Raw genomic sequence first — 22,018 nt, forward strand, 5'->3', positions numbered from 1 at the left:
TGCACCCGGCCAATGCGGCGATCGCCGGAAGTACCCCCACACGAGGCGGCAACCGGCCGGGGCGATCGCAGGGCCACCCCGGCCGGTCCACGGCACCCGCACGGCCGTACGCTGTCGAGTATGGCGCGTCCGTATATCGGCGTGACGACAGTCAAGTTGCCTCGCTGTTACGGCCGTTGGGCATGATATGTCGCTCATGCCGTACGCCGCATACCGCTGTCAAGCACGCCGTGGCGTCAATCTGCGCAATCTTCGCTCAAGAAGCGGACACCGTGCGAGCGAGCGTTCGCCGTCCTCTTGACTGGGCTATAAATACCTTGCCAAAGTCCGCTCAACCAGCGGTGCGAATCAGCTCCGCTTCCAGTTGCAAGTGAACTCGGTGCGGGGGAACTTCGCGATGACCAGTCCGTCCCAGACCGCGGTAACGCAGACCGATCCCTCCGGACTCGGACCCGAGGGGCTGCGGAAAGTCAAGGACCGCAAGGGCGGGGAACTGGTCGGCCGTTCCCCCGGCCAATTGATGTGGATCAGGTTCAAGCGCGACCGGACCGGTGTGATCAGCGGATGCGTCGTTATCGCGTTCTTCTTGATCGGTCTGCTCGCCCCCGTGATCTCCAAGCTGTACGGCAAGGATCCGTACACCCGGTACGGCCAGATCACCCCGGGTCTGCTGGTGAACGGATATCCGGCGCAGCCCAACGGAGGGATCTCCTCGGAATTCTGGTTCGGCATCGAACCGACGCTCGGCCGTGACGTGTTCATGCAACTCGTATACGGAATCCGGACGACCCTTTACCTCTCGGTCGCCATCACTCTCGTATCGGTGCTCACGGCCATCGTCATGGGGGTGGCCGCCGGATACTTCGGCGGCCGGGTCGACTACTTCATCGGCCGGATCATCGACCTGCTGATGGCCTTTCCCAACCAGCTCTTCTTCGTCGCGTTCGTCCCCGTGGTCGGCGCCATCTTCGTGGCCCCCGAGGACGCCATGGCGACCTGGATGCGCTGCCTCATCCTGATCCTGGTGCTGTGGTTCCTGGGCTGGATGAGCCTGGCCCGGCTGCTGCGCGGCACCGTCCTGTCGCTCCGTGAACGTGAGTTCGTCGACGCCGCCAAGGTCAGCGGCGCCTCCCCGGCCCGCATCATCCGGCGTGAGCTGCTGCCGAACGTCATGACGCCGATCCTGGTGCAGACGACGTACATGCTGCCCAACTTCGTCACCTCGATCGCGGGCCTGTCCTTCCTCGGCGTCGGCCTGGTCGAACCCACCCCCGACTGGGGCCGGATGTTCGCCAACGCCGCCGAGTACTACCGCAACGACATCACGTACTTGTTCTTCCCCGGCATCGCGATGGTGCTCTTCATCGTCGCGTTCAACCTCCTCGGGGATTCCGTCCGGGACGCCTTCGACCCGAAACGCGCCCGGTGAACCGTGTTCCACGGGGGGTGCTGCCACCCCAGCACCGCACACGTCAGGCAGCGGCCACGGAACTAAGACAGGCAGGTGCATCCACCACTATGAAGACACTCCGTACGCACAGAACGCGCGCCACGGTCGTGGCGCTGTCCGCGGGGGCCCTGGTCCTGACCGCCTGCAGCAGCGGCGCCGGCCAGGGGGCGGAGGACGACAAGGGCCGCGAGAAGGCCGAGAGCCAGCGCGCCCAGATCGCCTTCGGTGACGCCAAGGCGTCCACCGGCCCGGCCGAGGCGGTGCCCGGCGCGACCCCCGGCGGCACCATCAAGGTCTACCAGCGCGACACCTACGACCACCTCGACCCGGCGCAGATCTACGTCAGCGACGAGGGCACCCTCTCCACGCTGATCTTCCGCCGCCTGACCTCGTACCACCTGGACAACAGCGGCAAGTACACGGTCGTCGGAGACCTGGCGACGGACAGCGGCAAGTCCACCGACGGCGGCCGCACCTGGACGTACACCCTGAAGAAGGGCGTGAAGTTCGAGAACGGCCAGCCGATCACGTCCAAGGACATCCGGCACACCTTCGAGCGAACCTTCGCGGACTTCATCTCCAACGGCCCGACGTATGTGCAGCGCTGGCTGGCCGACGCGGAGGGCAACGAGTACCGCAAGCTGCTGCCGGGCGGCCCGTACGGCGGCAAGCACCTGCCCGACAGCGTGCTGGAGACCCCGGACGAGAACACCATCCGCTTCCACTTCAAGAAGCCGGTCGGTGACCTCCCGTACGCGCTGGCCATGGCCGGGTACGGCGTCGTGCCGGAGAAGGGCGACACCAAGGAGCGGTACGACAAGAACCCGGTCTCCTCCGGGCCGTACAAGATCCAGGCGGGCTCGTTCAAGTCCGGCAAGGGCATGTCCCTGGTCAAGAACGCCAACTGGGACCCGAACACGGACATCACCCGGCACCAGTACGTCGACAAGTTCGACATCCAGTTCGGCGTCTCCTACCCGGACTCGACGCAGCGGCTGATGTCCGACAGCGCCGACAACCAGACGGCCGTCAGCTTCAACAACCAGGTCGACGCCGCCAGCCTCCAGCAGGTGGCCGGAGCCCCGGACATCAAGAAGCGCTCCACCTCCGGCTACCAGCCCTACGTCGGCGTCATGAACTTCAACATGAAGCGCCTGACGGACAAGAAGGTCCGCGAAGCCATCGCCTACGCGCTGCCCATCCAGGCCGTCCTGGACGCGTACGGCACACCGGGCGGCGGCGAACTGGCGGGCAGCTACATCAGCCCGACGCTCACCGGCCACAAGGACATCGACCCGTACGGCAAGCTCAAGAAGCCGATGGGGGACGTGGAGAAGGCCAAGCAGCTGCTCAAGGAGGCCGGCAAGGTCGGCATGAAGCTGACCTTCGCGTACACCAACGCGCCGGAGCCGCAGAAGTACTCGGTCGCGGTCGCCGACAACCTGCGCAAGGCCGGGTTCAACGTGCAGAACAAGGACCTGCCGTCGGACACGTACTACGACATCATCGGCAAGGTCAACAACCAGTTCGACATCTACCCCTCCGCATGGGGCGCCGACTGGCCCAGCGCGCTGACCGTGCTCCCGCCGGTCTACGACGGCCGGCAGATCCAGGACAACGCGCCGAACTACTCGCACTACAACAACCCCGCGGTCAACAAGGAGATCGACCGGATCTCCCAGCTGACCGACCAGAAGCAGGCCGCCCACGACTGGTTCGCGCTCGGCGAGAAGATCCTCAAGGAGGACCTGCCGCAGCTGCCGACCTTCTACTACAAGCAGGTGCAGCTGCACGGTTCCAAGGTCGGCGGGGTCGTCAACAACGACATCATCAGCTCCGTCGACCCGACCAAGATGTTCGTGAAGAAGTAGCACAGCCGGCGCCCCGGCGCCGACCGCGCGCCGTGCGCCGTCCGCGCCCGGTGTGCCCGCCGTCCCGGGCGGGCACACCGGCCCGGCGCACTCCCGATCCTCTGGCTGCCCAAGAGAGCTGCGACTGCCATGCTGCGTTTTCTCTTCCGCCGGTCCCTCGGCGCGATCGTGATCCTGCTGATCATCAGCGCGTTCACGTTCTTCCTCTTCTTCGCCGCCCCCCGGGATCCCGCGCTGCTGGCCTGCGGAAAGAACTGCACGCCCGACGCCATCGCAGTGATCCACAAGAATCTCGGGCTCGACAAGCCCGTACCGGTGCAGTACTGGGAATTCATGGCCGGCATCGTCACCGGCCGGGATTTCGCCGTGGGGCACTGTTCGGCCCCCTGCTTCGGCTATTCCTTCGCCAACGGTGATCCCGTCTGGGACACGATCGTGGACCGTTTCCCCACCACCATTTCGCTGACCATCGGCGCCGCCGCGGTGTTCCTGAGCGTGGGTGTCGGTACCGGAATGATCGCCGCCTGGAAGCAGGGCAAGCTCGTCGACAAGATCTTCAGCTCGTCCTCGCTGGTGCTTTCCTCGATGCAGATCTATTTCATCGGACCGATCGTGCTCGCGCTGCTGGTCTACAACCTCGGCTGGTTCGGCCAGCCGAAATACGTACCCCTGCTGGACGATCCGGTGGGCTGGTTCCTGGGACTCATCATTCCGTGGTGCGTACTGTCCGTCATCTTCACCGCGCAGTACACGCGCATGGCCCGCTCGTCGATGATCGAACAGCTTCAGGAGGATCACGTACGGACCGCGCGGGCCAAGGGAATGGCATCCCGGACGGTCTTCTTCCGTTACGCCTGGCGCGGCTCGCTCATTCCCATCGTCACCATTTTCGGCATCGACCTCGGGTCCCTCTTCGGCGGCGCAATGATCACCGAGTACACCTTCGCGCTGCCGGGCCTGGGCACCCTCGCCGTGAAGTCGGTGCAGAACACCGACCTGCCCATGACCATGGGCGTGATGCTGTTCGCCGCCACCTTCATCATCCTGTTCAACATCGTGGTGGACGCCTGCTACGCGTTCATCGACCCGCGTGTGCGGCTGTCCTAGGAGACCCCGTGTCCACACTCACCCAGCCCGCGGGCGCGCCGGTCCCGGCCACCTCAGGACCGTTCCTGTCGGTACGCGACCTGTACGTGCGGTTCGCCACCGAGGACGGCGTCGTCAAGGCGGTCGACGATCTCTCCTTCGACCTGGAGCGCGGCCGCACCCTCGGCATCGTCGGCGAGTCCGGCTCCGGCAAGTCGGTCACCAACCTCGCCATCCTGGGCCTGCACAGCCCCAACTACACGACGATCACCGGCGAGATCCTGCTGGACGGCGACGAGCTGACCGGCGCCCGGGAAAGGGACCTGGAGAAGCTGCGCGGCAGCAAGATGGCGATGATCTTCCAGGACCCGCTGACGGCGCTGTCGCCGTACTACACCGTGGGCCGCCAGATCGCCGAGCCGTTCGTCAAGCACACCGGCGCGAGCAAGCGCGAAGGGCGGCAGCGCGCCATCGAGATGCTGGAGAAGGTCGGCATCCCGCAGCCGACGCTGCGGGTGGACGATTATCCGCACCAGTTCTCCGGCGGGATGCGGCAGCGCGCCATGATCGCCATGGCGCTGGTGTGCAACCCGTCGCTGCTGATCGCCGACGAGCCGACCACCGCGCTGGACGTGACCGTACAGGCGCAGATCCTGGACCTGCTCAAGGACCTCCAGCAGGAGTTCGGCTCGGCGATCATCCTGATCACCCACGACCTGGGCGTGGTCGCCAACACCGCCGACGAACTGCTGGTGATGTACGCCGGACGGGCCGTCGAACGCGGCACCGTCAAGGAGATCCTCACCGCGCCGCAACACCCGTACACCTGGGGCCTGCTGGGCTCGATCCCGCGGTTGTCGGCGAGCGTCGAGGAGCCGCTGACGCCGATCCCGGGCACGCCCCCGAGCCTGCTCGCCCCGCCGTCGGGCTGCCCCTTCCACCCGCGCTGCGGCTTCGTCTCCGAGGTCGGCGGCACCCGCTGCCAGGACGAACGCCCACCGCTGGCCCCCGGGCGGGCCGCGGCCTGCCACCTGGACCCCGAGCAGAAACACACCCTGTTCACCGAGCAGATCAAGCCCCGGCTGGGCTAGGAAGCGAAGCGACGACCATGAGCGCACCCGAAGACGTCATCGTGCCCGCTCCCCGTCCGGCCGCCGCCGAGCCCGGCGAGGTGCTGCTGACCGCGAAGGGCCTGACCAAACACTTCCCGATCATGGCCGGGTTCCCGTTCAAACGCCGGGTCGGCGCGGTGCAGGCGGTCGACGGCATCGACCTGACCGTGCACAGCGGCGAGACGTTCGGCCTGGTCGGCGAGTCTGGCTGCGGCAAGTCCACCACCGGGCGGCTGCTGACCCGGCTGCTGGAGCCGACCGCCGGCTCGATCACGTACCGGGGCCGGGACATCACCCACGCCGGGCGCAGGGAGCTGGCGCCGGTCCGCTCCGAAATCCAGATGATCTTCCAGGACCCGTACTCGTCGCTGAACCCGCGGCAGACGGTCGGCACCATCATCGGCGGCCCGATGGAGATCAACGGCATCGCCCCGGAAGGCGGCCTGGAGCGGCGGGTACGCGAACTCCTGGAGACCGTCGGCCTCAACCCGGAGCACTACAACCGCTTCCCGCACGAGTTCTCCGGCGGCCAGCGCCAGCGCATCGGCGTCGCCCGCGCCCTCGCCCTGGAGCCGAAGCTGATCATCGCGGACGAGCCGGTCTCCGCGCTGGACGTCTCGATCCAGGCCCAGGTGGTCAACCTGCTCCAGGAGTTGCAGCGGGAACTGAACATCGCGTTTCTGTTCATCGCGCACGACCTGGCGATCGTCCGGCACTTCAGCCAGCGCGTCGCGGTGATGTACCTCGGCAAGATCGTCGAGGTCGGCGACCGGGACTCGATCTACCAGCGCCCTCGCCACCCGTACACCCACGCACTGCTCTCCGCCGTCCCGGAGGCCCGGCTGCTGGACGCGCAGGAGGAGACGGGCGGCCGCGAACGCATCCGGCTGGCCGGCGACGTCCCGTCACCGATCAACCCGCCGTCCGGCTGCCGCTTCCGTACCCGCTGCTGGAAGGCGCGCGACAAGTGCGCCGACGAGGAACCGCCGCTGGTGCAGATCGCCGGCAACGCGGGTGGGCACCTGACGGCCTGCCACTTCCCGGAGGAGCCCACGACGGCGGCGCGGGACGAGGACATCGTGCTGGACCCGGCGCTGGCGGCGATCGAGGACGCGGCACCCGGGCCGGAGGCGGCCGGCGGGACTGACTGACGGGCCGGCTCCCCGGCGTCCCCGCGCCCCCTGGTGTCGGATCAGCCATCCGGGGCAGGTGCCGAACCGGAGCAGGCGCACGGCCCACCAACCGGGCCGCTGCGCCCGCTTCCGGCTTTCCCGTACGCGGACACCGCGACGGCACACCCATGCCCCGTACCCCGGGCGGGCGAAGCCGAGGAGGCAATGGATCCACCAAAGGACAGACGACATATATGGCTCACCGCTCCCCGGCCCGGATACCCACCCGTGTCCCCCTCCTGGCCACCACCGGGGTCCTCGGACTCCTCTGCGCGAGCACCCCGGCCGCCGCAGCCACCACCGGTCCGCAGCAGGCCGCGCCGCGCCCCACCTACGCCATCGCCCACCGGGTACTGACCGCCGACGGCGTGGACACGGCACTGCGGCACGGCGCCAACGCCATCGAAATCGACGCCACCGCCTGGAAGAAGGGCTGGAGGGCGGATCACGACGGCACCCCCACCAGCGCCGGCGACACGATGGAAGCCATGCTGAAGCGCATCGCCCAGCGGCGCGGTGAAGGCAAGACCGTCAACTTCGTGTGGCTCGACATCAAGAACCCGGATTACTGCCGCAGCGATGACGCGAAGTGGCGGCACTGCTCGATCGCCGCGCTCCGCGACATGGCCCGCCGCACCGTCGAGAAGCAGGGCGTACGCGTGCTCTACGGGTTCTACGGCACCGAGGGAGGCACCGGCTGGAAGGACGTCACGTCCGGCCTGCGCCCGCTCGAAGGGGTCGGCATCAGCGGCGACGCCAAGTACGTGGCGAAGACCTTCGCGGCCCACGGCTCGCACATCCCCGGGCGGCAGCGCGTGATGGACAAGGGCCTCTTCAGCATGTCGCTCAACGCCCGCAAGATCGCCTCCGAACTCCGGGCCGGTGCGAAGGCCCGGGACGACAAGGAACTCGCCTCGACGGCCGGCTGGACGGTCGGCACGGGAGACGCGAAGAACGCTGCCCGGCTGCTGGCACCGTACGCGGCCGGCGGCGCCCACGCCGACGGCCTCATCTACGGGCTGCGGGCCGCCTGCTACCCGGACGGCACGTCCAAGTGGCGCGGCGGCTGCGGCACCGACGAGTCCGCCGTGAAGAAGGCGCTGTCCTCCGTCACCGGTTACGTCGCCGGGCACCCGGCCGAGCGGCGCATGGCCAGCAACAGCGACGTGCCGTTCGGCAGCTGAAGCCGGGCCTTTACCGGCCCGGCCCGTCACCCGCCCGGCCCGTCACCCGCCCGGCCCGTCACCCGCCCGGCACGACCTGCCGTTCCTCCGCGAAATGGCACGCCGAGGCGTGCCGGGCCGGGCCCGTCACCTCCTCGAACCCCTCCGGCACCGCCAGCGCCGGCACCTCCAGCGCGCAGCGCTCCCGCGCCTTCCAGCAGCGGGTGCGGAAGCGGCAGCCGGACGGCGGGTCGGCCGGTGAGGGGACGTCGCCGCTCAGCAGGATGCGGTCCCGCCGGCCGCGCGCCTCCGGGTCCGGTACGGGGACGGCAGAGAGCAGGGCCTGGGTGTACGGGTGGGTCGGGTGCCGGTAGATCTCCTCCTCCGTACCGGCTTCGACGAAGCGGCCGAGGTACATGACACCGACCCGGTCGGAGATGTGCCGGACCACCGACAGGTCGTGGGCGATGAAGACGTACGACAGGTCGAACTCGTCCTGGAGCCGTTCCAGCAGGTTGACGACCTGCGCCTGGACCGACACGTCCAGCGCCGACACCGGCTCGTCCGCCACGATCACCTCGGGGCGCAGCGCCAGCCCCCGCGCGATGCCGATGCGCTGACGCTGGCCGCCGGAGAACTGGTGCGGATAGCGGTTGATGTACTCGGGGTTGAGGCCGACGACGTCCAGCAGGTCCTGGACCTTCTTGCGCCGGTCGCCCTTCGGAGCCACCTCGGGATGGATCTCGTACGGCTCGCCGATGATGTCCCCGACCGTCATCCGCGGGTTCAGCGAGGTGTACGGGTCCTGGAACACCATCTGGATGTTGCGGCGCACCGCCTTCAGCGCACGCCCCGACAGCCGGGAGATGTCCTCACCCCGGTACAGGATGTGGCCGCCGGTCGGCTTCTCCAGCCCCACCAGCAGCTTGGCCACCGTCGACTTGCCGCAGCCGGACTCCCCCACGATCCCCAGCGTCTCGCCCTTGCGCAGCACGAACGAGACGGTGTCCACGGCCCTGACCGAGCCGACCTGCTTGCGCAGCACGACACCGCGCGTCAGCGGATAGTGCTTGGCCAGCTCCCGTACGTCCAGGACGGTCTCCCCGGCGCGGGTGTCCGCCTCAGCGCTCATGGGCGCTCTCCTTGCTCACTGACGGTCTCTTCCCAGAAGTGGCATGCGCTGGCCCGGCCCGGCGCCACGTCGAAGAGCGGCGGCCGGTCCGTACGGCAGAGGTCCCGCGCCTTGGGACAGCGGGGGTGGAAGGGGCAGCCCGGCGGGATCGCGGTCAGGCTGGGCGGCAGGCCCTTGATCGCGTACAGCTCCCGGCCCTTCTGGTCCAGGCGCGGGATGGAGTCGAGCAGGCCGCGGGTGTACGGGTGCGCGGGCGCCCGGTAGAGGTCGTGTACGGGGGCGGTCTCCACGATCCGGCCCGCGTACATCACCGCGATCCGGTCGGCCACGTCCGCGACCACGCCCAGATCGTGGGTGATCAGCACCAGCCCCATGGCGTACTCCCGCCGGAGCTCCGCCAGCAGGTCCATGACCTGCGCCTGCACCGTCACGTCGAGCGCCGTCGTCGGCTCGTCCGCGATGATCAGGTCGGGGCCGAGGGCCAGCGCCATCGCGATCATGATGCGCTGGCGCATCCCGCCGCTGAACTGGTGCGGGTAATCGCCCACCCGGCTCCTGGCGGCCGGAATACGCACCCGGTCCATCAGTTCGGCCGCGCAGCCACGCGCCTCCTTGCGGGACATGCCCCGGTGCACCTCGAACATCTCGCCGAGCTGCGTTCCCACGCTCAGTACGGGATTGAGCGCCGACAGGGCGTCCTGGAAGATCATCGCCAGCTTGGTGCCCCGGGTCTTGCGCCGCTCCTCGGCGCCCATCCGCAACAGGTCACGCCCGTGGAAGAGGATTTCGCCTCCCGTGATGTGCCCGGGCGGCGAGTCCAGGATGCCCAGGACGGCCTGCGCGGTCACCGACTTGCCCGAGCCCGACTCCCCCAGCACGGCCAGCGTCTCGCCCGCGGCCACCCGGTAGCTGACCCCGTTGACCGCGTGCGCCACGCCGTCCCGCGTACGGAACTCCACCTTCAGGTCCCGTACGTCCAGCAGCGTGCCGCCGCCGGAACCGGCCTCCTGCCGCGTCCCCTCAGCCGTCATCCACCGTCTCCTCAGCGCAACTTGGGGTCGAGGGCGTCGCGGACCGCGTCGCCGAGCATGATGAACGCCAGTACGGTCAGGCTGAGCGCGCCGGCGGGCCACAGCAGCATGTGCGGCGCGTTGCGGATCTGCTTGGACGCCTCGGAGATGTCGATGCCCCAGGAGACGGTCGGCGGCTTCAGGCCCACGCCCAGGTAGGACAGCGTCGCCTCCAGCGCGATGTACGTACCGAGGGCGATGGTCGCCACGACGATCACCGGCGCGACCGCGTTCGGCGCCAGGTGCCGCAGCAGCAGCCGGGTGTTCCCGGCCCCCAGGGCCCGCGCGGCCTGCACGAAGTCGGCCTGTTTGACGGTCAGCACGGAACCGCGGGCGATCCGCGCGAGCTGCGGCCAGCCCAGCAGCACGATGAACCCGACGACCGGCCATACGGAGCCGGACGGCACCACGGACAGGAACACCAGACCGCCGAGCAGCATCGGGATGGCGAAGAACATGTCCGCGATCCGCGAGAGCAGCGCGTCCCACCAGCCGCCGAAGAACCCGGCCAGACCGCCCAGCACACCGCCGAGGAGGGAGGCCCCGGCCGTCGCGCACACGCCGACCGTGACGGAGGCCCGGGCCCCGTACACCGTCCGCGCGAAGACGTCGCAGCCCTGGGTGTCGAAGCCGAACGGGTGGCCGCCACGCGCGCCCTCCTGCGACAGGGTGATGTCACAGTCCAGCGGGTCGGTATCGGTCAGCAGGGACGGCCAGACGGCGACCAGCAGGAAGAAGAGGATCAGCAGACCGGACACGATGAAGACGGGGTTGCGGCGCAGGTCGTGCCAGGCGTCCGACCACAGACTGCGGGCCCGGCCGCCGGCCGGCTGCACGCCCGCGCCCTGCGGCGCCCCCGGGGCCCCGGGCACCTCCGGTGTTCCGCCGAGCCCGCCCACGGTCTCCGCCTCCACGGCGGGCAGCGGCGTCCCGCCACCCGACGGCTGGAACGGCTCCGGGCGGTCGGGCGCGGACTCAGGCATAGCGGATCCTCGGGTCGAGCACGGCGTACAGGAGATCGACGATCAGGTTGGCCAGCAGGAAGACGATGACCAGGACGGTCACGAAGCCGACGACGGTCGGCGAGTTCTGGCGGACGATGCCCTGGTACAGCTCGTAGCCGACGCCGTGCACATTGAAGATCCGCTCGGTGACCACCGCCCCGCCCATCAGCGTGCCGATGTCCGCGCCGATGAAGGTGACCACCGGGATCAGCGAGTTGCGCAGCAGGTGCCGTACGACGATCCGGCGCCGGGGCAGCCCCTTGGCGACGGCCGTACGCACATAGTCCGCGCGGGCGTTCTCCGCGATCGACGTCCGGGTGAGCCGGGTGACGTACGCCAGCGACACCAGCGCCAGCACACAGCCCGGCAGGAGCAGTTCGTCCAGGGGCGCGCCCAGCGCGACGGCCGGGCTCACCCACGCCCACTTCACACCCAGCAGGTACTGGAGCACGTACCCGCTGACGAACGTCGGTACGGACACCACGATCAGCGTGAGCACCAGCACCCCGGAATCCAGCAGCCGCCCCCGCCGCAGCCCGCTGAGCACACCGAGCGTCACACCGACGGCGATCTCCGCGACGATGGCGACGGCGGTCAGCCGCAGGGTGACGGGAAAGGCGGTGCCCATCTTGTCCAGGACCTGCTGCCCGTCGAACGTGGTGCCGAAGTCACCGCTGAAGATCTGCCCCATGTAATGCAGATACTGCTGCCACAGCGGCTGGTCCAAATGCAGCTCGCGACGGATCTGCGCGGCCGTCGCGGGGTCGGGCGCCCGGTCCCCGGAAAGGGCGGCGACCGGGTCGCCGAGCGCGTACACCATCACGAAGATGAGAAACGTGGCACCGACGAAGACCGGCACCATCTGCAGCAGCCGCCGGATCACATAGCGCCCCATGGCCGTCCGCCCGCCCCTCAGTCCTTGATCGTGATCTGGCCGTACACCGGGACACTGAAGGGATTCAGGGCGACGTTCCCGACCCGGTCCGCATATCCGCCACTGCCGTTCTGATACCAGAGCGGAATCGCCGGCATCTCCCGGGCCAGAACCCGCTCGGCCTGGTGATACGTGTCATTCACCCGCCGCTGCTCGCTCTCCGCGTTGGCCCGGCTCACCAGCCGGTCGAACTCCTTGTTGCTCCAGCCCGAGTCGTTGGACGACGCACCGGTGAAGTACTGGCTCTGCAGGAACGTCTGGATCAGCGGATAGTCCATCTGCCAGCCGGCGCGGTAAGGGCCGCTCATCTTCTTCTGCGTGACCTTGGTGCGGTAATCGGCGAACGTCCCCATCGGCGCGCCGTCACACACGTGCCGGCCCAGCGCCTTGTTCACGCTGTTGCACAGAGCATCCACCCACAACTTATGGGACCCGGTGTCCGCGTTGTACGTCACCTTCATCGAGCCGCCGGGAATCCCGCCCCCCTCGGCCACCAGCTTCCGGGCCCCGGCGGGGTCGTACGTACACGCCGCGCCGCACAGCCCCGCCCGGTAGCCGCCGGGTTCCCCCAGCGCCATCGCGGACCAGTCGGTGGCGGGCGTCCGCGTCCCCCGGAAGATCTGCCGGGTGATCGCGGGCCGGTTGACGGCCATGGAAATCCCCCGCCGGACCTTCTCCACTCCCGCCTTCGCCCACTTCTCGTCATACATCGGGAACGACAGCGTCTGGATGATCCCGGCGGGCTGGTTGATGTAGCGCCCGCCCAGATCCTTCTGCACATGCTTCAGCTGCGGAGCCGGCACATCATCGACCAGATCCAGATTCCCCGCCATCAAGTCGGTATAGGCAGTGTCATTATCCGTGTAAACCTGAAGATCCACCCCGCCGTTCCGCGCCCGGTCCGGACCCGGATACTTCTCCCACCTCCGCAGCCGCATGATCCCGCCCTTGGCGTACGACTGCACGGCATACGGCCCGTTGCCGACCGGCTTCGCCAGCCACGCGTCATGATCCGTGAAGAACAGCCGGGGCAGCGGCAGAAAGGCGTTGTACCCGAGCATGTCCGGCCACAGTCCGAACTTCTGGTTCAGCCGCACGGTGAAGGTCAGCTCGTCCCGCACCCGCAGCCCCCGCATCGTCTTCGCCGTCGGCTTCTCCCCCGCCCCTTCGGGGTGCACCTCTTCATACCCCTCCACATAACTGAAGAACGGCGCCCCCTGCTGCCGGTTGGTGACCAGCGCCCCGAAATTCCAGGCATCCACGAAGGACCGCGCCGTCACCTTCTCCCCATTGCTGAACGTCCACCCCGGCTTGACCTTGACCGTGAAATTCCGCGCATCCGGCGACTCGACCGACTCCGCGACCATGTCCTCCGCGACAGCGGTCCGCGGGTTGTACCGCTTCAGCCCCCGGAAGGCGAGGTCGAGCACCTTGCCGCCCTGCACGTCGGTGGTGTTGGCCGGCTCCACCGGATTCTGCGGATCACCCCAGGACGCCCGTACGACCGTGGGGTCCTGCCCACCCCCACCACACCCGGCAGCCACCAGGACGACCACGGTGGCCGCGAAGAACGCCGACCCGACGCGCCAGGCACCCCGCAACGACCTGCCTCCTCAGAGCTGCGACCCCGGGCACCCCACCGTCCCGGCCTGTCGGCCCCAACCTGGCACCTCCCACCCGCCGCGCCCCGTCACCCGGGCGCAACACGGGCCAGAACCCCCCGTACGAGCGATCTTCGTCACTCCCCGTGGGGCTCGCACCCGACCCCGTCGCCGTCCCGGTCGAGATGATTCGGGTCGTCGGTCCCCACGACGGTGGGCCCGTCGAGGTCCGAGCAGTCGACGTCCGGCCCGCCGGTCGACGGCCCGGGGCGAGGAGATCCTCCGGTCCCGTCACTCGGCGTCGGCCCCGCCACCGCCCGGATGTCGGCGGCGACGACCGCCCCGTCCCGTACCGTGTACGTCCCGGCGAAGGACCGCACCGATCCGTCCCGCTGTTCGGCTTCGAGTGTCACCGTGACCACGTCGCCGCTCACCCCGACGACGTGCACGGTGTCGCGGGCGGTGTCGGCGAAGCCCGCCACGAAGGCGTCGTACGCGCCTCCGAGGTTCTTGCCGCCCAGGTCCCAGGCGTGGCGGAAGTCGTGGGCGTTGACGGCCGCGTAATAGTCCTGGACGACGGTGGCGGCGTCCCGTGCGGTGGTCGTGGGACCGGGCTTCGGTGCCGCGGGACTTCCGGCCGTGCCGCTGCCGGAGGGCGCAGGGGTGTCCTCGGTGACCGTTCGCGTGCTGGTGACCGTGGTCTCCGTACGGTCCGGCCGGTCCTCGCCGGAGGACCCGCAGCCCGCCAGTGCTGCCGCGGTCGCGGTCAGGACGGCGGCGGACGCCGTGATGCCAAGGCGGCGCATCGGCCTCACCCCACCCGGTGGTACGTGCCTACGCCTCCAGTCTGCGCCGCGGACCCGGGCTTCGCCCGTGGATCACCCGGACGCCGGGCCGAAGGCGCCGGCCTTCAGCGCACGCACCAACCCGGCGAGCGCGCCCACGGACACTCCCAGCACCGTCTCGGGCCCGGCGCTCTCCCGCATCCGCCGGTGTCCGTCGGTCCCCGCCGCCACCTCGACGCATGCCTCGGTGTGCCCTTCGCTGAAGCTGGACTTCTGCCACTCGGACCGGGACATGTACACCTTCCTAGAGCAGGGGGTACAGGAGTCGCTCGATGAGTTTGACCGAGTCCTTCGAACGCGGCGACTCGGGCGCGAGCGCGACCTCCGTCAGCCTATCGAACGTGTGCGCATACCGGTGGATGGCGTCAACTTCGCCCAGGTAGAGGGAGTTCTCGACATGGGGGACGACCACCGTGGACAGCTCACGGACGAATGGCGTCAGCATCGTGAAGGCCGTACCGAAGGCCACCGGCCCTTCGAACGGCAGTACCTGGAGCGTCACGTTGGGCAGGCGAGCCGCTTCGAGCAGGCGCAGCAACTGATCGCGCATGAGCGCCCGGCCGCCGAATGACGCCCGCAGCGCGGCCTCGTGGATGACGGCATGGACCCTGGGCGCCCGCTCCGCGGAGAGCACTCGCTGCCGCTCCAGCCGGAAGTCCACCGCGGACGCCTCCGCACTGCGGGGCACGTCCACGTACCCGCCGCGGTGGACGGCCGTGGCGTACGCCCTCGTCTGGAGCAGGCCGGGCACGAACATGGGCTCGTAGCAGGCGATGGACTCGGCTCCGGCCTCCAGTTCGGCGAAGTCGAGCAGCGGGGCCCGGACACTGTTGCGGTACAGGCTCCACCACCCTTTTCCGGACTGCTGTCCGAGGTCGATCAGCGCTTCGACGTACGCGGGATCGAGGTCCCCGGCCTCGTCGGCGAGTCTGCGCAGCCGTTCGGCGGACAGGCTCGTGCGTCCGCTCTCGACGTTGCTGATGTGCGATTGGTGCATCCCCATCACGGCAGCACCCTCACCCACCGACAGTTCCGCGCGCTCGCGCAGCTTCCGGACTTCCGCCCCGAAGCGTCGCTGGCGGTACGTGGGGTTGGCGCGCAGGCCCATCGGTGCCTCCCTCGATGCACGCGAGCAGTATTTCGCAACTCCGCATCGCAGCAATGAGGCTGTGAATAGGCAACCCCTATCGCTACCTTGAGTGTGGCACCAGTCACAGACTGTACTCACCTGGAGGCTGCCGTATGCGCACGCCCAGCGAGACCTGGTCCTACGGCTTGTTCATTCCGCATGATCCCCGGGCGGTCGGCGTCGTCAGAGCCGCGTTGCGGCACATCCTGGACGGGGCCGGGCTGACCTGTCTGACGGAGACGGCGGAGCTGATGGTGTCGGAGCTGATCACCAACTCGTACCAGTACGCGAAGACCGACGCGTACGTGAGCGTGGACCGCTCGCCGTTCGATCTGACGATCGCCGTGTGGGACACCGGGCCGGGCGTGCCGGAGCGGCAGCAGGCCGCGGTCGACGAGGAGTTCGGGCGCGGGCTCGGGATCGTGGAGGCGTGTGCGGACAGCTGGGGGGTGCGGGACTATCCGAACGGGAAGGCGGTGTGGTTCACCGTGGCGCCCAAGGGGGCGTAGGCCGGAGTACGCGTACGGGGGCGCACGGAGCCGAAGCTCCGGGCGCCCCCGCGTACGCGCGTACGGGCCGGCTCAGGCCGCGCCGACCACGTCCTTCTCCTCCGCGAAGTGGCACGCCGAGTCGTGTGCCGCCAGGCTGCCCGTGGCGGCGAAGCGCTCCGGGACGGCGAGCAGCGGCACCTCCTCGGCGCACTTGTCCTGGGCCTTCCAGCAGCGGGTGCGGAAGCGGCAGCCCGACGGCGGGTTGGCCGGGGACGGCACATCGCCGGAAAGGATGATCCGCTCACGGCCGGTGCGGGCCTCCGGGTCCGGTACGGGGACGGCGGAGAGCAGGGCCTGGGTGTACGGGTGTGTCGGGTGGTCGTAGATCTGCTCGTCGGAGCCGATCTCCGCCATCTTGCCGAGGTACATGACACCGACCCGGTCGGAGATGTGCCGGACGATGGACAGGTCGTGGGCGATGAAGAGGTAGGAGAGGTTGAACTCTTCCTGGAGCTTCTCCATCAGGTTGATGACCTGCGCCTGGACCGACACGTCCAGCGCCGAGACCGGCTCGTCGCAGATGATGATCTCGGGGTTGAGCGCGAGGCCGCGGGCGATGCCGATGCGCTGGCGCTGGCCGCCGGAGAACTGGTGCGGATAGCGGTTGATGTACTCGGGGTTGAGGCCGACGACGTCCAGCAGGTCCTGGACCTTCTTGCGCCGGTCGCCCTTCGGAGCCACCTCGGGATGGATCTCGTACGGCTCGCCGATGATGTCCCCGACCGTCATCCGCGGGTTCAGCGAGGTGTACGGATCCTGGAACACCATCTGGATGTTGCGGCGCACCGCCTTCAGCGCACGCCCCGACAGCCGGGAGATGTCCTCACCCTTGTAGAAGACCTCGCCGGACGTCGCCCGCTCCAGGTTCATCAGCAGCTTGGCGACCGTGGACTTGCCACAGCCGGACTCGCCGACGATGCCGAGGGTCTCGCCCTCGTACAGGGAGAAGGAGATGCCGTCGACGGCCTTGACCGCGCCGACCTGCTTCTTGAACAGGATGCCCTGGGTGAGCGGGAAGTGCTTGACCAGGTTGCGGACTTCGAGGATGGGCTCGCGCCGGGTGTCCTTCTTCGGCTCAGCCATTGATCGTCTCCTCCCAGAAGTGGCACGCGCTGCCGCGGCTGTCGCTGACGCTGTGCAGCGGCGGCACCTCGGTACGGCAGATGTCCTGCGCCTTGGGGCAGCGCGGGTTGAACGCGCAACCCGTGGGGATATTCAGCAGGTTGGGCGGCAGGCCCTTGATCGCGTACAGCTCCTGGCCCTTCTGGTCCAGGCGCGGGATGGAGTCGAGCAGGCCGCGCGTGTACGGGTGCGCGGGGTTCTTGTACAGCTCGTGCACGGGCGCGTGCTCGACGATCCGGCCCGCGTACATCACCGCGATCTTGTCGGCGACGTCGGCGACCACACCCAGGTCGTGGGTGATCAGGATCAGACCCATGTTGTACTCGCGCTGGAGGTCCGCGAGCAGGTCCATGACCTGCGCCTGAACGGTCACGTCGAGCGCCGTCGTGGGCTCGTCCGCGATGATCAGGTCGGGCTCCAGGGCCAGTGCCATGGCGATCATGATGCGCTGGCGCATACCGCCGGAGAACTGGTGCGGGTAGTCCGCGACCCGGGCCGCCGCGGCCGGGATCTTCACCCGGTCCATCAGCTCGATCGCCTTGGCCTTGGCGTCCTTCTTGGACATGCCCTGGTGGACCCGGAACATCTCGCCGAGCTGGTAGCCGACGGTGAGCACCGGGTTCAGCGACGACAGCGCGTCCTGGAAGATCATGGCGATCTTCGCGCCACGGGTCCGGCGGCGCTCCTCGGGGGTCATCTTCAGCATGTCCTGGCCGCGGAAGAGGATCTCGCCCTGCGGGATCCTCGCCGGCGGCATGTCCAGGATGCCCATCACGGCCTGCGCGGTGACGGACTTGCCGGAGCCGGACTCGCCGAGCACGGCGAGCGTCTCGCCGGCGCTGACGTTGTAGTTGACGCCGTTGACGGCCTTGACGACGCCGTCCCGGGTGTGGAATTCGACGTGCAGGTCACGGACGTCGAGCAGCGGACCGCTGTCTTTGGCGTCCGCTCCCCGCTGGGGCACGTCCGCGGTCTTGGAGATGGTGGTCACGTATGCCTCCCTCAGCGCAGCTTGGGGTCGAGGGCGTCGCGCACCGCGTCGCCGAGGAGGATGAACGCCAGCACCGTGATGCTCAGGAACGCCGACGGGATGAGCAGCACGTGCGGCGCGTCGCGCAGCACGTCCTTGGCCGCGGAGATGTCCACGCCCCAGGAGATGGCCGGCGGCGCGAGGCCGATGCCCAGGTAGGACAGCGTGGCCTCCGCGGAGATGTAGCCGGCCAGCGCGATGGTGGCCACGACGATGACCGGCCCGATGGCGTTCGGCAGGATGTGCTTGAACAGGATGCGGGCGTGGCCGGCGCCGAGCGCCTTGGCGGCTGTCACGAAGTCCGACTGCTTCTGTGTGATGACCGCTCCGCGCATGACGCGGGCGAGCTGCATCCAGCCGAAGACGGACAGGCCCAGGGTCACCGTCCACACGGTGCGGTTGGTGAACGCCTGGAGCAGCACGAGCGCGCCGAGCAGCAGCGGGATGCCGAAGAACACGTCGGTGATACGCGACAGGAGGGCATCGGCCCAGCCGCCGAAGTAACCGGCGAGCATGCCGAGCAGACCGCCGAAGACGGTGACCGCGAGAGTGACGCAGACGCCGACGATGATCGAGGCGCGGGCGCCGTAGACCGTACGGGCCCACACGCTCTGGCCCTGCTTGTTGTAGCCGAACCAGTCCACCTGGAACAGGTGCGACCACTGGGGCTCGCCGAGGTAGTGGTTGCGCAGGTCGGCGTGGTCCGGGTTGGCGCTCGTGAACAGCGAGGGCACGATGGCCATCACGATCAGCAGCAGGAGCAGCGCACCGGCGGTCCAGAACATCGGCCGGACGCGCAGTTCGCGCCAGGCGTCCTGGCCGAGGCTGCGGGGCTTGTTGGGACCGGAGCCCATGGAGGCGAGTTCGCTTGCGGCGACGACGCTGGCCGCGGACATGTCCACCGCGGTGCCGGCCGCGCCGGGGCCCGCACCCGCGACGCTGCTGGGGGTCACTGTTGTCTTCTCAGGCATAGCGGATCCTCGGGTCCAGAACGGCGTACAGCAGGTCCACGACCAGGCTGCTCACGAGGTAGATGAGGACGAGCACCGTGACGATGCCGACCACGGTGGGCCCTTCACTGGTCTGGATCGCCCGGTACAGCGTGTTGCCGACGCCCTGGACGTTGAAGATGCCCTCGGTGACGATGGCGCCGCCCATCAGCATGCCGAGGTCGGTGCCGAGGAAGGTGACCACGGGGATCAGGGAGTTGCGCATCAGGTGCACGCCCAGGCGCCGGCTCTTGGGCAGGCCCTTGGCGAGCGCGGTGCGCATGTAGTCGGCGCGCAGGTTCTCCGCGACGGTGGTTCGGGTGAGCCGGGTGACGTACGCAAGCGACAGGGCGCCGAGAACGATCGCCGGGACGGTCAGCTGCCCCAGGTTCATGGAGTCCTGGACCGTCGGTGTGATCAGCTGCCACTTCAGGCCCAGGAAGAACTGGGCGAGGAAGCCGAGCACGAACACCGGGACCGAGATCACGATCAGGGTGAGCACCAGGACCAGCTGGTCGACGAACTTGCCGCGCTTGAGGCCGGTGAGCATGCCGAGCGCGACACCGATGACCACCTCGATGGCGAAGGCGTAGAGCGCCAGCCGGATGGTGACCGGGAAGGCCTCGCTGATCAGGTCGGCGACCGGGCGGCCGGTGAAGCTCTGCCCGAAGTCGCCCTTGAACAGGCCGGTCAGGTAATTCCAGTACTGGGTCAGCAGGGACTGGTCCAGCCCGAACTGGTGCCGAAGTCTGGCGACGGTGGCCGGGTCGGCGGCCTTGTCACCGAAAAGCGCCTTGATGGGGTCGCCCGGCAGCGAATACACCATCAGGAAAATGAGCAGAGTGGTCCCGATGAACACCGGGATCATCTGGAGCAGTCGCCTCGCGACATAACGCCCCATGGTTCCTCCTGTCGCTGACGGGCCCAGTGGCCGCCGCGCCCCGGGGATGGGTGGGGCGGGCGGCTACTGGGCCTGCGTCACATGCAGCGTCCCGGTTACTTCTGCTTGACCTCGACGTCGGTCCAGATCGCCTGGCGGTAGGTGTCGAACTTCACGTTCTGCACGTTGTTCGAGTAACCGCCGAGGGTGTGGTCGAAGAACAGCGGGATGGAGGGCATCTTCTCCGTCAGCTTCTTCTCGGCCTGGACGTAGAGCTTGTTCGACTCCTCGATGGTCTTGGCACTGTTGGCCTGGTCCATCAGCTTGTCGAGCTCCGGGTCGGAGAAGCCCATGTCGTTCGCGCCGGCACCGGTGCGGTACTGCTCGGAGATGAAGTTGGAGATGTTCGGGAAGTCCTGGACCCACGCCATACGGAAGGCGCTGTCCAGCTTCTTGCCGGTGATCTCGTTACGGACCTGCTGGAAGGTCGGGCGCGGCGCGGCGGCGCAGTTCACACCGGTGTTCTGCTTGATGTCGTTGCAGACCGCCTCGGCCCAGTCCCGGTGGCCGCCGTCGTTGTTGAAGGTGATGGTCATCTTGTTGCCGGGGACGCCACCGCCTTCCTTGATCAGCTGCTTGGCCTTGGTCGGGTTGAACTTGCAGAACTCGCCGCAGACGTCCTTCTGGTAACCCTCGACGACCGTGGGAACCCAGCCGTCGGCCGCGTCGTAGGCGTCCTTGAGGACGGTCTTGACGATGGTGTCGCGGTCGATGGCCATGGACAGGCCCTGGCGGACCTTGGCCTTCTCCGGCTTCGCCCACTCCTTGTCGTACATGGGGAAGGCGATGGTGGTCTGGCCGCCGTACGGCTCGTTGACCGCGCGGTCGCCGAGGTCCGCCTTGAACTTGCTGGTCGCCGAGTTCGGGACCTTGTACATGATGTCGACCTTGTCGGAGACCAGGTCGTTGTAGGCGCTGTCGTCCGTGTTGTAGAACTTGAAGATCACGCCGCCGTTCTTGGGCTTGTCCACGCCCTGGTAACCGGCGAACTTCTTCGTCTTGAACTGGACCTTGTGCTCCCAGTTCCCGTCCTGCTGGTACGGACCGTTGCCGATGGGGTGCTCACCGAACGCCTTGGTGTCCTTGAAGAACGCCTTGGGCAGCGGGAAGAAGGCGTCGTAGAACAGCCGCTCCTTGAAAGTGGAGACCGGCTGCGACAGCTCGATGGTGAACTCGTTGTCGTTGACGACCTTCAGACCCGACATCTTGTCGGCCTTCGGGTCGCCCTCCTTCGGGTGGACGTCCTCGTAGCCCTTGATGAACTCGAACCAGGAGGCGTTCAGCTGGGCGTTCTTGGAGTTGGCGCCCCAGTTCCAGGCGTCCACGAAGGAGGAGGCCGTCACGGGCTCGCCGTTGTGGAACTTCCAGCCCTTCTTCAGCTTGACCGTGAAGTGCTGGTTGTCCGTGGACTCGACGCTCTCGGCGTTCTGGTAGCGCAGCTTGCCCTTGGCGTCGAAGTCGACCAGACCGCGGAAGAGGTTCTTGATGATGTAGCCGCCGCCGACCTCGTTGCTGTTGGTCGGGATCAGCTCGTGCTGCGGCTCGGTGTTGTAGTAGGTGTACGTGCCGTTGGGGTCAACGGCCGCTTTGTTGCCACTACCACTGCCGCCGCCGCACGCCGTGGCGGTCATCGCCACGACAATCGCACCTGCGACCCAGGTGGCGCTCTTGGCACCGCGCATGGGACTGCCTCCTCATGAGTCCATTCACTTCATGGAAAGGAGCTGCCCGCAGCTGACACCCCTGACAGCCAGCGACCAGCCCCTACTGCTCGTGAGTCGGCGCTCCCCACAGCGCGTGACCCATTGACCCGAGCT

Annotated in this window: 20 protein-coding genes; 7 read left to right on the top strand and 13 right to left on the bottom strand. The window is 68.3% G+C overall.

The features are described from left to right. Nucleotides 1-397: 397 nt before the first annotated feature. From ACZ53K_RS00740 to ACZ53K_RS00765, 6 genes are all read left to right on the top strand, one after another. Nucleotides 398-1,429: an ABC transporter permease gene (locus tag ACZ53K_RS00740; protein WP_468830220.1), complete on the top strand. Its 1,032-nt coding sequence runs from the start codon at nt 398-400 to the stop codon at nt 1,427-1,429. 89 nt (nt 1,430-1,518) lie between these two features. Then, nucleotides 1,519-3,321, top strand: a complete 1,803-nt coding sequence (locus ACZ53K_RS00745; protein ID WP_468830222.1) for an ABC transporter substrate-binding protein — start codon at nt 1,519-1,521, stop codon at nt 3,319-3,321. A gap of 129 nt (nt 3,322-3,450) precedes the next feature. After that, nucleotides 3,451-4,428, top strand: coding sequence for an ABC transporter permease (locus ACZ53K_RS00750; protein WP_468830224.1), 978 nt, complete (start codon nt 3,451-3,453; stop codon nt 4,426-4,428). Nucleotides 4,429-4,436: 8 nt separating this feature from the next. Next, nucleotides 4,437-5,498, top strand: coding sequence for an ABC transporter ATP-binding protein (locus ACZ53K_RS00755; protein WP_468830226.1), 1,062 nt, complete (start codon nt 4,437-4,439; stop codon nt 5,496-5,498). Between the two features lie 17 nt (nt 5,499-5,515). Continuing rightward, entirely contained in the window at nt 5,516-6,670 is a 1,155-nt protein-coding gene (locus tag ACZ53K_RS00760; RefSeq protein WP_468830228.1) for an ABC transporter ATP-binding protein, read from the top strand. Nucleotides 6,671-6,885: 215 nt separating this feature from the next. After that, a complete protein-coding gene (locus ACZ53K_RS00765; RefSeq protein ID WP_468830230.1) occupies nt 6,886-7,875 on the top strand; it encodes a PI-PLC domain-containing protein in 990 nt (329 codons plus the stop codon). Nucleotides 7,876-7,933: 58 nt separating this feature from the next. Here ACZ53K_RS00765 and ACZ53K_RS00770 read toward each other — a convergent pair whose 3' ends face one another. The 8 genes from ACZ53K_RS00770 to ACZ53K_RS00805 all read right to left on the bottom strand — a co-directional run bounded on the left by ACZ53K_RS00770 (nt 7,934) and on the right by ACZ53K_RS00805 (nt 15,548). Continuing rightward, on the bottom strand, nt 7,934-8,986 hold the full coding sequence (locus ACZ53K_RS00770) for an ABC transporter ATP-binding protein (protein ID WP_468830232.1): 1,053 nt from the start codon (nt 8,984-8,986) through the stop codon (nt 7,934-7,936). Next, nucleotides 8,983-10,017 (bottom strand): ABC transporter ATP-binding protein, encoded by a 1,035-nt coding sequence (locus ACZ53K_RS00775; protein ID WP_468830234.1) that lies wholly within the window; start codon nt 10,015-10,017, stop codon nt 8,983-8,985. The genes ACZ53K_RS00770 and ACZ53K_RS00775 overlap by 4 nt, the downstream gene beginning before the upstream one ends. Nucleotides 10,018-10,028: 11 nt before the next feature. Further along, nucleotides 10,029-11,039: an ABC transporter permease gene (locus tag ACZ53K_RS00780; RefSeq protein WP_468830236.1), complete on the bottom strand. Its 1,011-nt coding sequence runs from the start codon at nt 11,037-11,039 to the stop codon at nt 10,029-10,031. Then, entirely contained in the window at nt 11,032-11,955 is a 924-nt protein-coding gene (locus ACZ53K_RS00785) for an ABC transporter permease (protein ID WP_468830238.1), read from the bottom strand. Before ACZ53K_RS00785 ends, ACZ53K_RS00780 begins: the two co-directional genes overlap by 8 nt. A 17-nt stretch (nt 11,956-11,972) precedes the next feature. Continuing rightward, complete coding sequence (locus ACZ53K_RS00790) at nt 11,973-13,595, bottom strand: peptide ABC transporter substrate-binding protein (protein WP_468830240.1); 1,623 nt, start codon at nt 13,593-13,595, stop codon at nt 11,973-11,975. Nucleotides 13,596-13,732: 137 nt separating this feature from the next. Next, nucleotides 13,733-14,401: a nuclear transport factor 2-like protein gene (locus tag ACZ53K_RS00795; RefSeq protein ID WP_468830242.1), complete on the bottom strand. Its 669-nt coding sequence runs from the start codon at nt 14,399-14,401 to the stop codon at nt 13,733-13,735. 72 nt (nt 14,402-14,473) lie between these two features. Then, a complete protein-coding gene (locus ACZ53K_RS00800) occupies nt 14,474-14,674 on the bottom strand; it encodes a DUF397 domain-containing protein (RefSeq protein ID WP_468830244.1) in 201 nt (66 codons plus the stop codon). Between the two features lie 10 nt (nt 14,675-14,684). Next, nucleotides 14,685-15,548: a helix-turn-helix domain-containing protein gene (locus ACZ53K_RS00805; protein ID WP_468830246.1), complete on the bottom strand. Its 864-nt coding sequence runs from the start codon at nt 15,546-15,548 to the stop codon at nt 14,685-14,687. A 134-nt stretch (nt 15,549-15,682) separates the two neighbouring features. Between ACZ53K_RS00805 and ACZ53K_RS00810 the strand changes: the two genes are divergently transcribed. Further along, entirely contained in the window at nt 15,683-16,078 is a 396-nt protein-coding gene (locus ACZ53K_RS00810) for an ATP-binding protein (protein ID WP_468830248.1), read from the top strand. A gap of 72 nt (nt 16,079-16,150) precedes the next feature. Here the strand turns inward: ACZ53K_RS00810 and ACZ53K_RS00815 are convergent, their stop codons facing one another. The 5 genes from ACZ53K_RS00815 to ACZ53K_RS00835 form a co-directional block, all read right to left on the bottom strand. After that, complete coding sequence (locus tag ACZ53K_RS00815; protein WP_468830250.1) at nt 16,151-17,203, bottom strand: ABC transporter ATP-binding protein; 1,053 nt, start codon at nt 17,201-17,203, stop codon at nt 16,151-16,153. Continuing rightward, the gene (locus ACZ53K_RS00820; protein ID WP_468830252.1) at nt 17,196-18,233 is read right to left on the bottom strand and encodes an ABC transporter ATP-binding protein; all 1,038 of its coding nucleotides are present in this window, start codon (nt 18,231-18,233) and stop codon (nt 17,196-17,198) included. The genes ACZ53K_RS00815 and ACZ53K_RS00820 overlap by 8 nt, the downstream gene beginning before the upstream one ends. Before the next feature lie 11 nt (nt 18,234-18,244). Further along, nucleotides 18,245-19,243 (bottom strand): ABC transporter permease, encoded by a 999-nt coding sequence (locus tag ACZ53K_RS00825; RefSeq protein ID WP_468830254.1) that lies wholly within the window; start codon nt 19,241-19,243, stop codon nt 18,245-18,247. Then, a complete protein-coding gene (locus tag ACZ53K_RS00830) occupies nt 19,236-20,162 on the bottom strand; it encodes an ABC transporter permease (RefSeq protein WP_468830256.1) in 927 nt (308 codons plus the stop codon). Before ACZ53K_RS00830 ends, ACZ53K_RS00825 begins: the two co-directional genes overlap by 8 nt. Nucleotides 20,163-20,257: 95 nt before the next feature. After that, the gene (locus ACZ53K_RS00835) at nt 20,258-21,883 is read right to left on the bottom strand and encodes a peptide ABC transporter substrate-binding protein (RefSeq protein ID WP_468830258.1); all 1,626 of its coding nucleotides are present in this window, start codon (nt 21,881-21,883) and stop codon (nt 20,258-20,260) included. Nucleotides 21,884-22,018 lie beyond the last annotated feature (135 nt).

Source organism: Streptomyces sp. NPDC033221 (genome assembly GCF_055577005.1).

Coding starts and splice junctions, on each gene's coding strand:
- ACZ53K_RS00740 (WP_468830220.1), top strand. CDS start 398: ATGACCAGTCCGTCCCAGACCGCGGTAACGCAGACCGATCCCTCCGGA.
- ACZ53K_RS00745 (WP_468830222.1), top strand. CDS start 1,519: ATGAAGACACTCCGTACGCACAGAACGCGCGCCACGGTCGTGGCGCTG.
- ACZ53K_RS00750 (WP_468830224.1), top strand. CDS start 3,451: ATGCTGCGTTTTCTCTTCCGCCGGTCCCTCGGCGCGATCGTGATCCTG.
- ACZ53K_RS00760 (WP_468830228.1), top strand. CDS start 5,516: ATGAGCGCACCCGAAGACGTCATCGTGCCCGCTCCCCGTCCGGCCGCC.
- ACZ53K_RS00765 (WP_468830230.1), top strand. CDS start 6,886: ATGGCTCACCGCTCCCCGGCCCGGATACCCACCCGTGTCCCCCTCCTG.
- ACZ53K_RS00770 (WP_468830232.1), bottom strand. CDS start 8,986: ATGAGCGCTGAGGCGGACACCCGCGCCGGGGAGACCGTCCTGGACGTA.
- ACZ53K_RS00775 (WP_468830234.1), bottom strand. CDS start 10,017: ATGACGGCTGAGGGGACGCGGCAGGAGGCCGGTTCCGGCGGCGGCACG.
- ACZ53K_RS00780 (WP_468830236.1), bottom strand. CDS start 11,039: ATGCCTGAGTCCGCGCCCGACCGCCCGGAGCCGTTCCAGCCGTCGGGT.
- ACZ53K_RS00785 (WP_468830238.1), bottom strand. CDS start 11,955: ATGGGGCGCTATGTGATCCGGCGGCTGCTGCAGATGGTGCCGGTCTTC.
- ACZ53K_RS00795 (WP_468830242.1), bottom strand. CDS start 14,401: ATGCGCCGCCTTGGCATCACGGCGTCCGCCGCCGTCCTGACCGCGACC.
- ACZ53K_RS00800 (WP_468830244.1), bottom strand. CDS start 14,674: ATGTCCCGGTCCGAGTGGCAGAAGTCCAGCTTCAGCGAAGGGCACACC.
- ACZ53K_RS00805 (WP_468830246.1), bottom strand. CDS start 15,548: ATGGGCCTGCGCGCCAACCCCACGTACCGCCAGCGACGCTTCGGGGCG.
- ACZ53K_RS00810 (WP_468830248.1), top strand. CDS start 15,683: ATGCGCACGCCCAGCGAGACCTGGTCCTACGGCTTGTTCATTCCGCAT.
- ACZ53K_RS00815 (WP_468830250.1), bottom strand. CDS start 17,203: ATGGCTGAGCCGAAGAAGGACACCCGGCGCGAGCCCATCCTCGAAGTC.
- ACZ53K_RS00825 (WP_468830254.1), bottom strand. CDS start 19,243: ATGCCTGAGAAGACAACAGTGACCCCCAGCAGCGTCGCGGGTGCGGGC.
- ACZ53K_RS00830 (WP_468830256.1), bottom strand. CDS start 20,162: ATGGGGCGTTATGTCGCGAGGCGACTGCTCCAGATGATCCCGGTGTTC.
- ACZ53K_RS00835 (WP_468830258.1), bottom strand. CDS start 21,883: ATGCGCGGTGCCAAGAGCGCCACCTGGGTCGCAGGTGCGATTGTCGTG.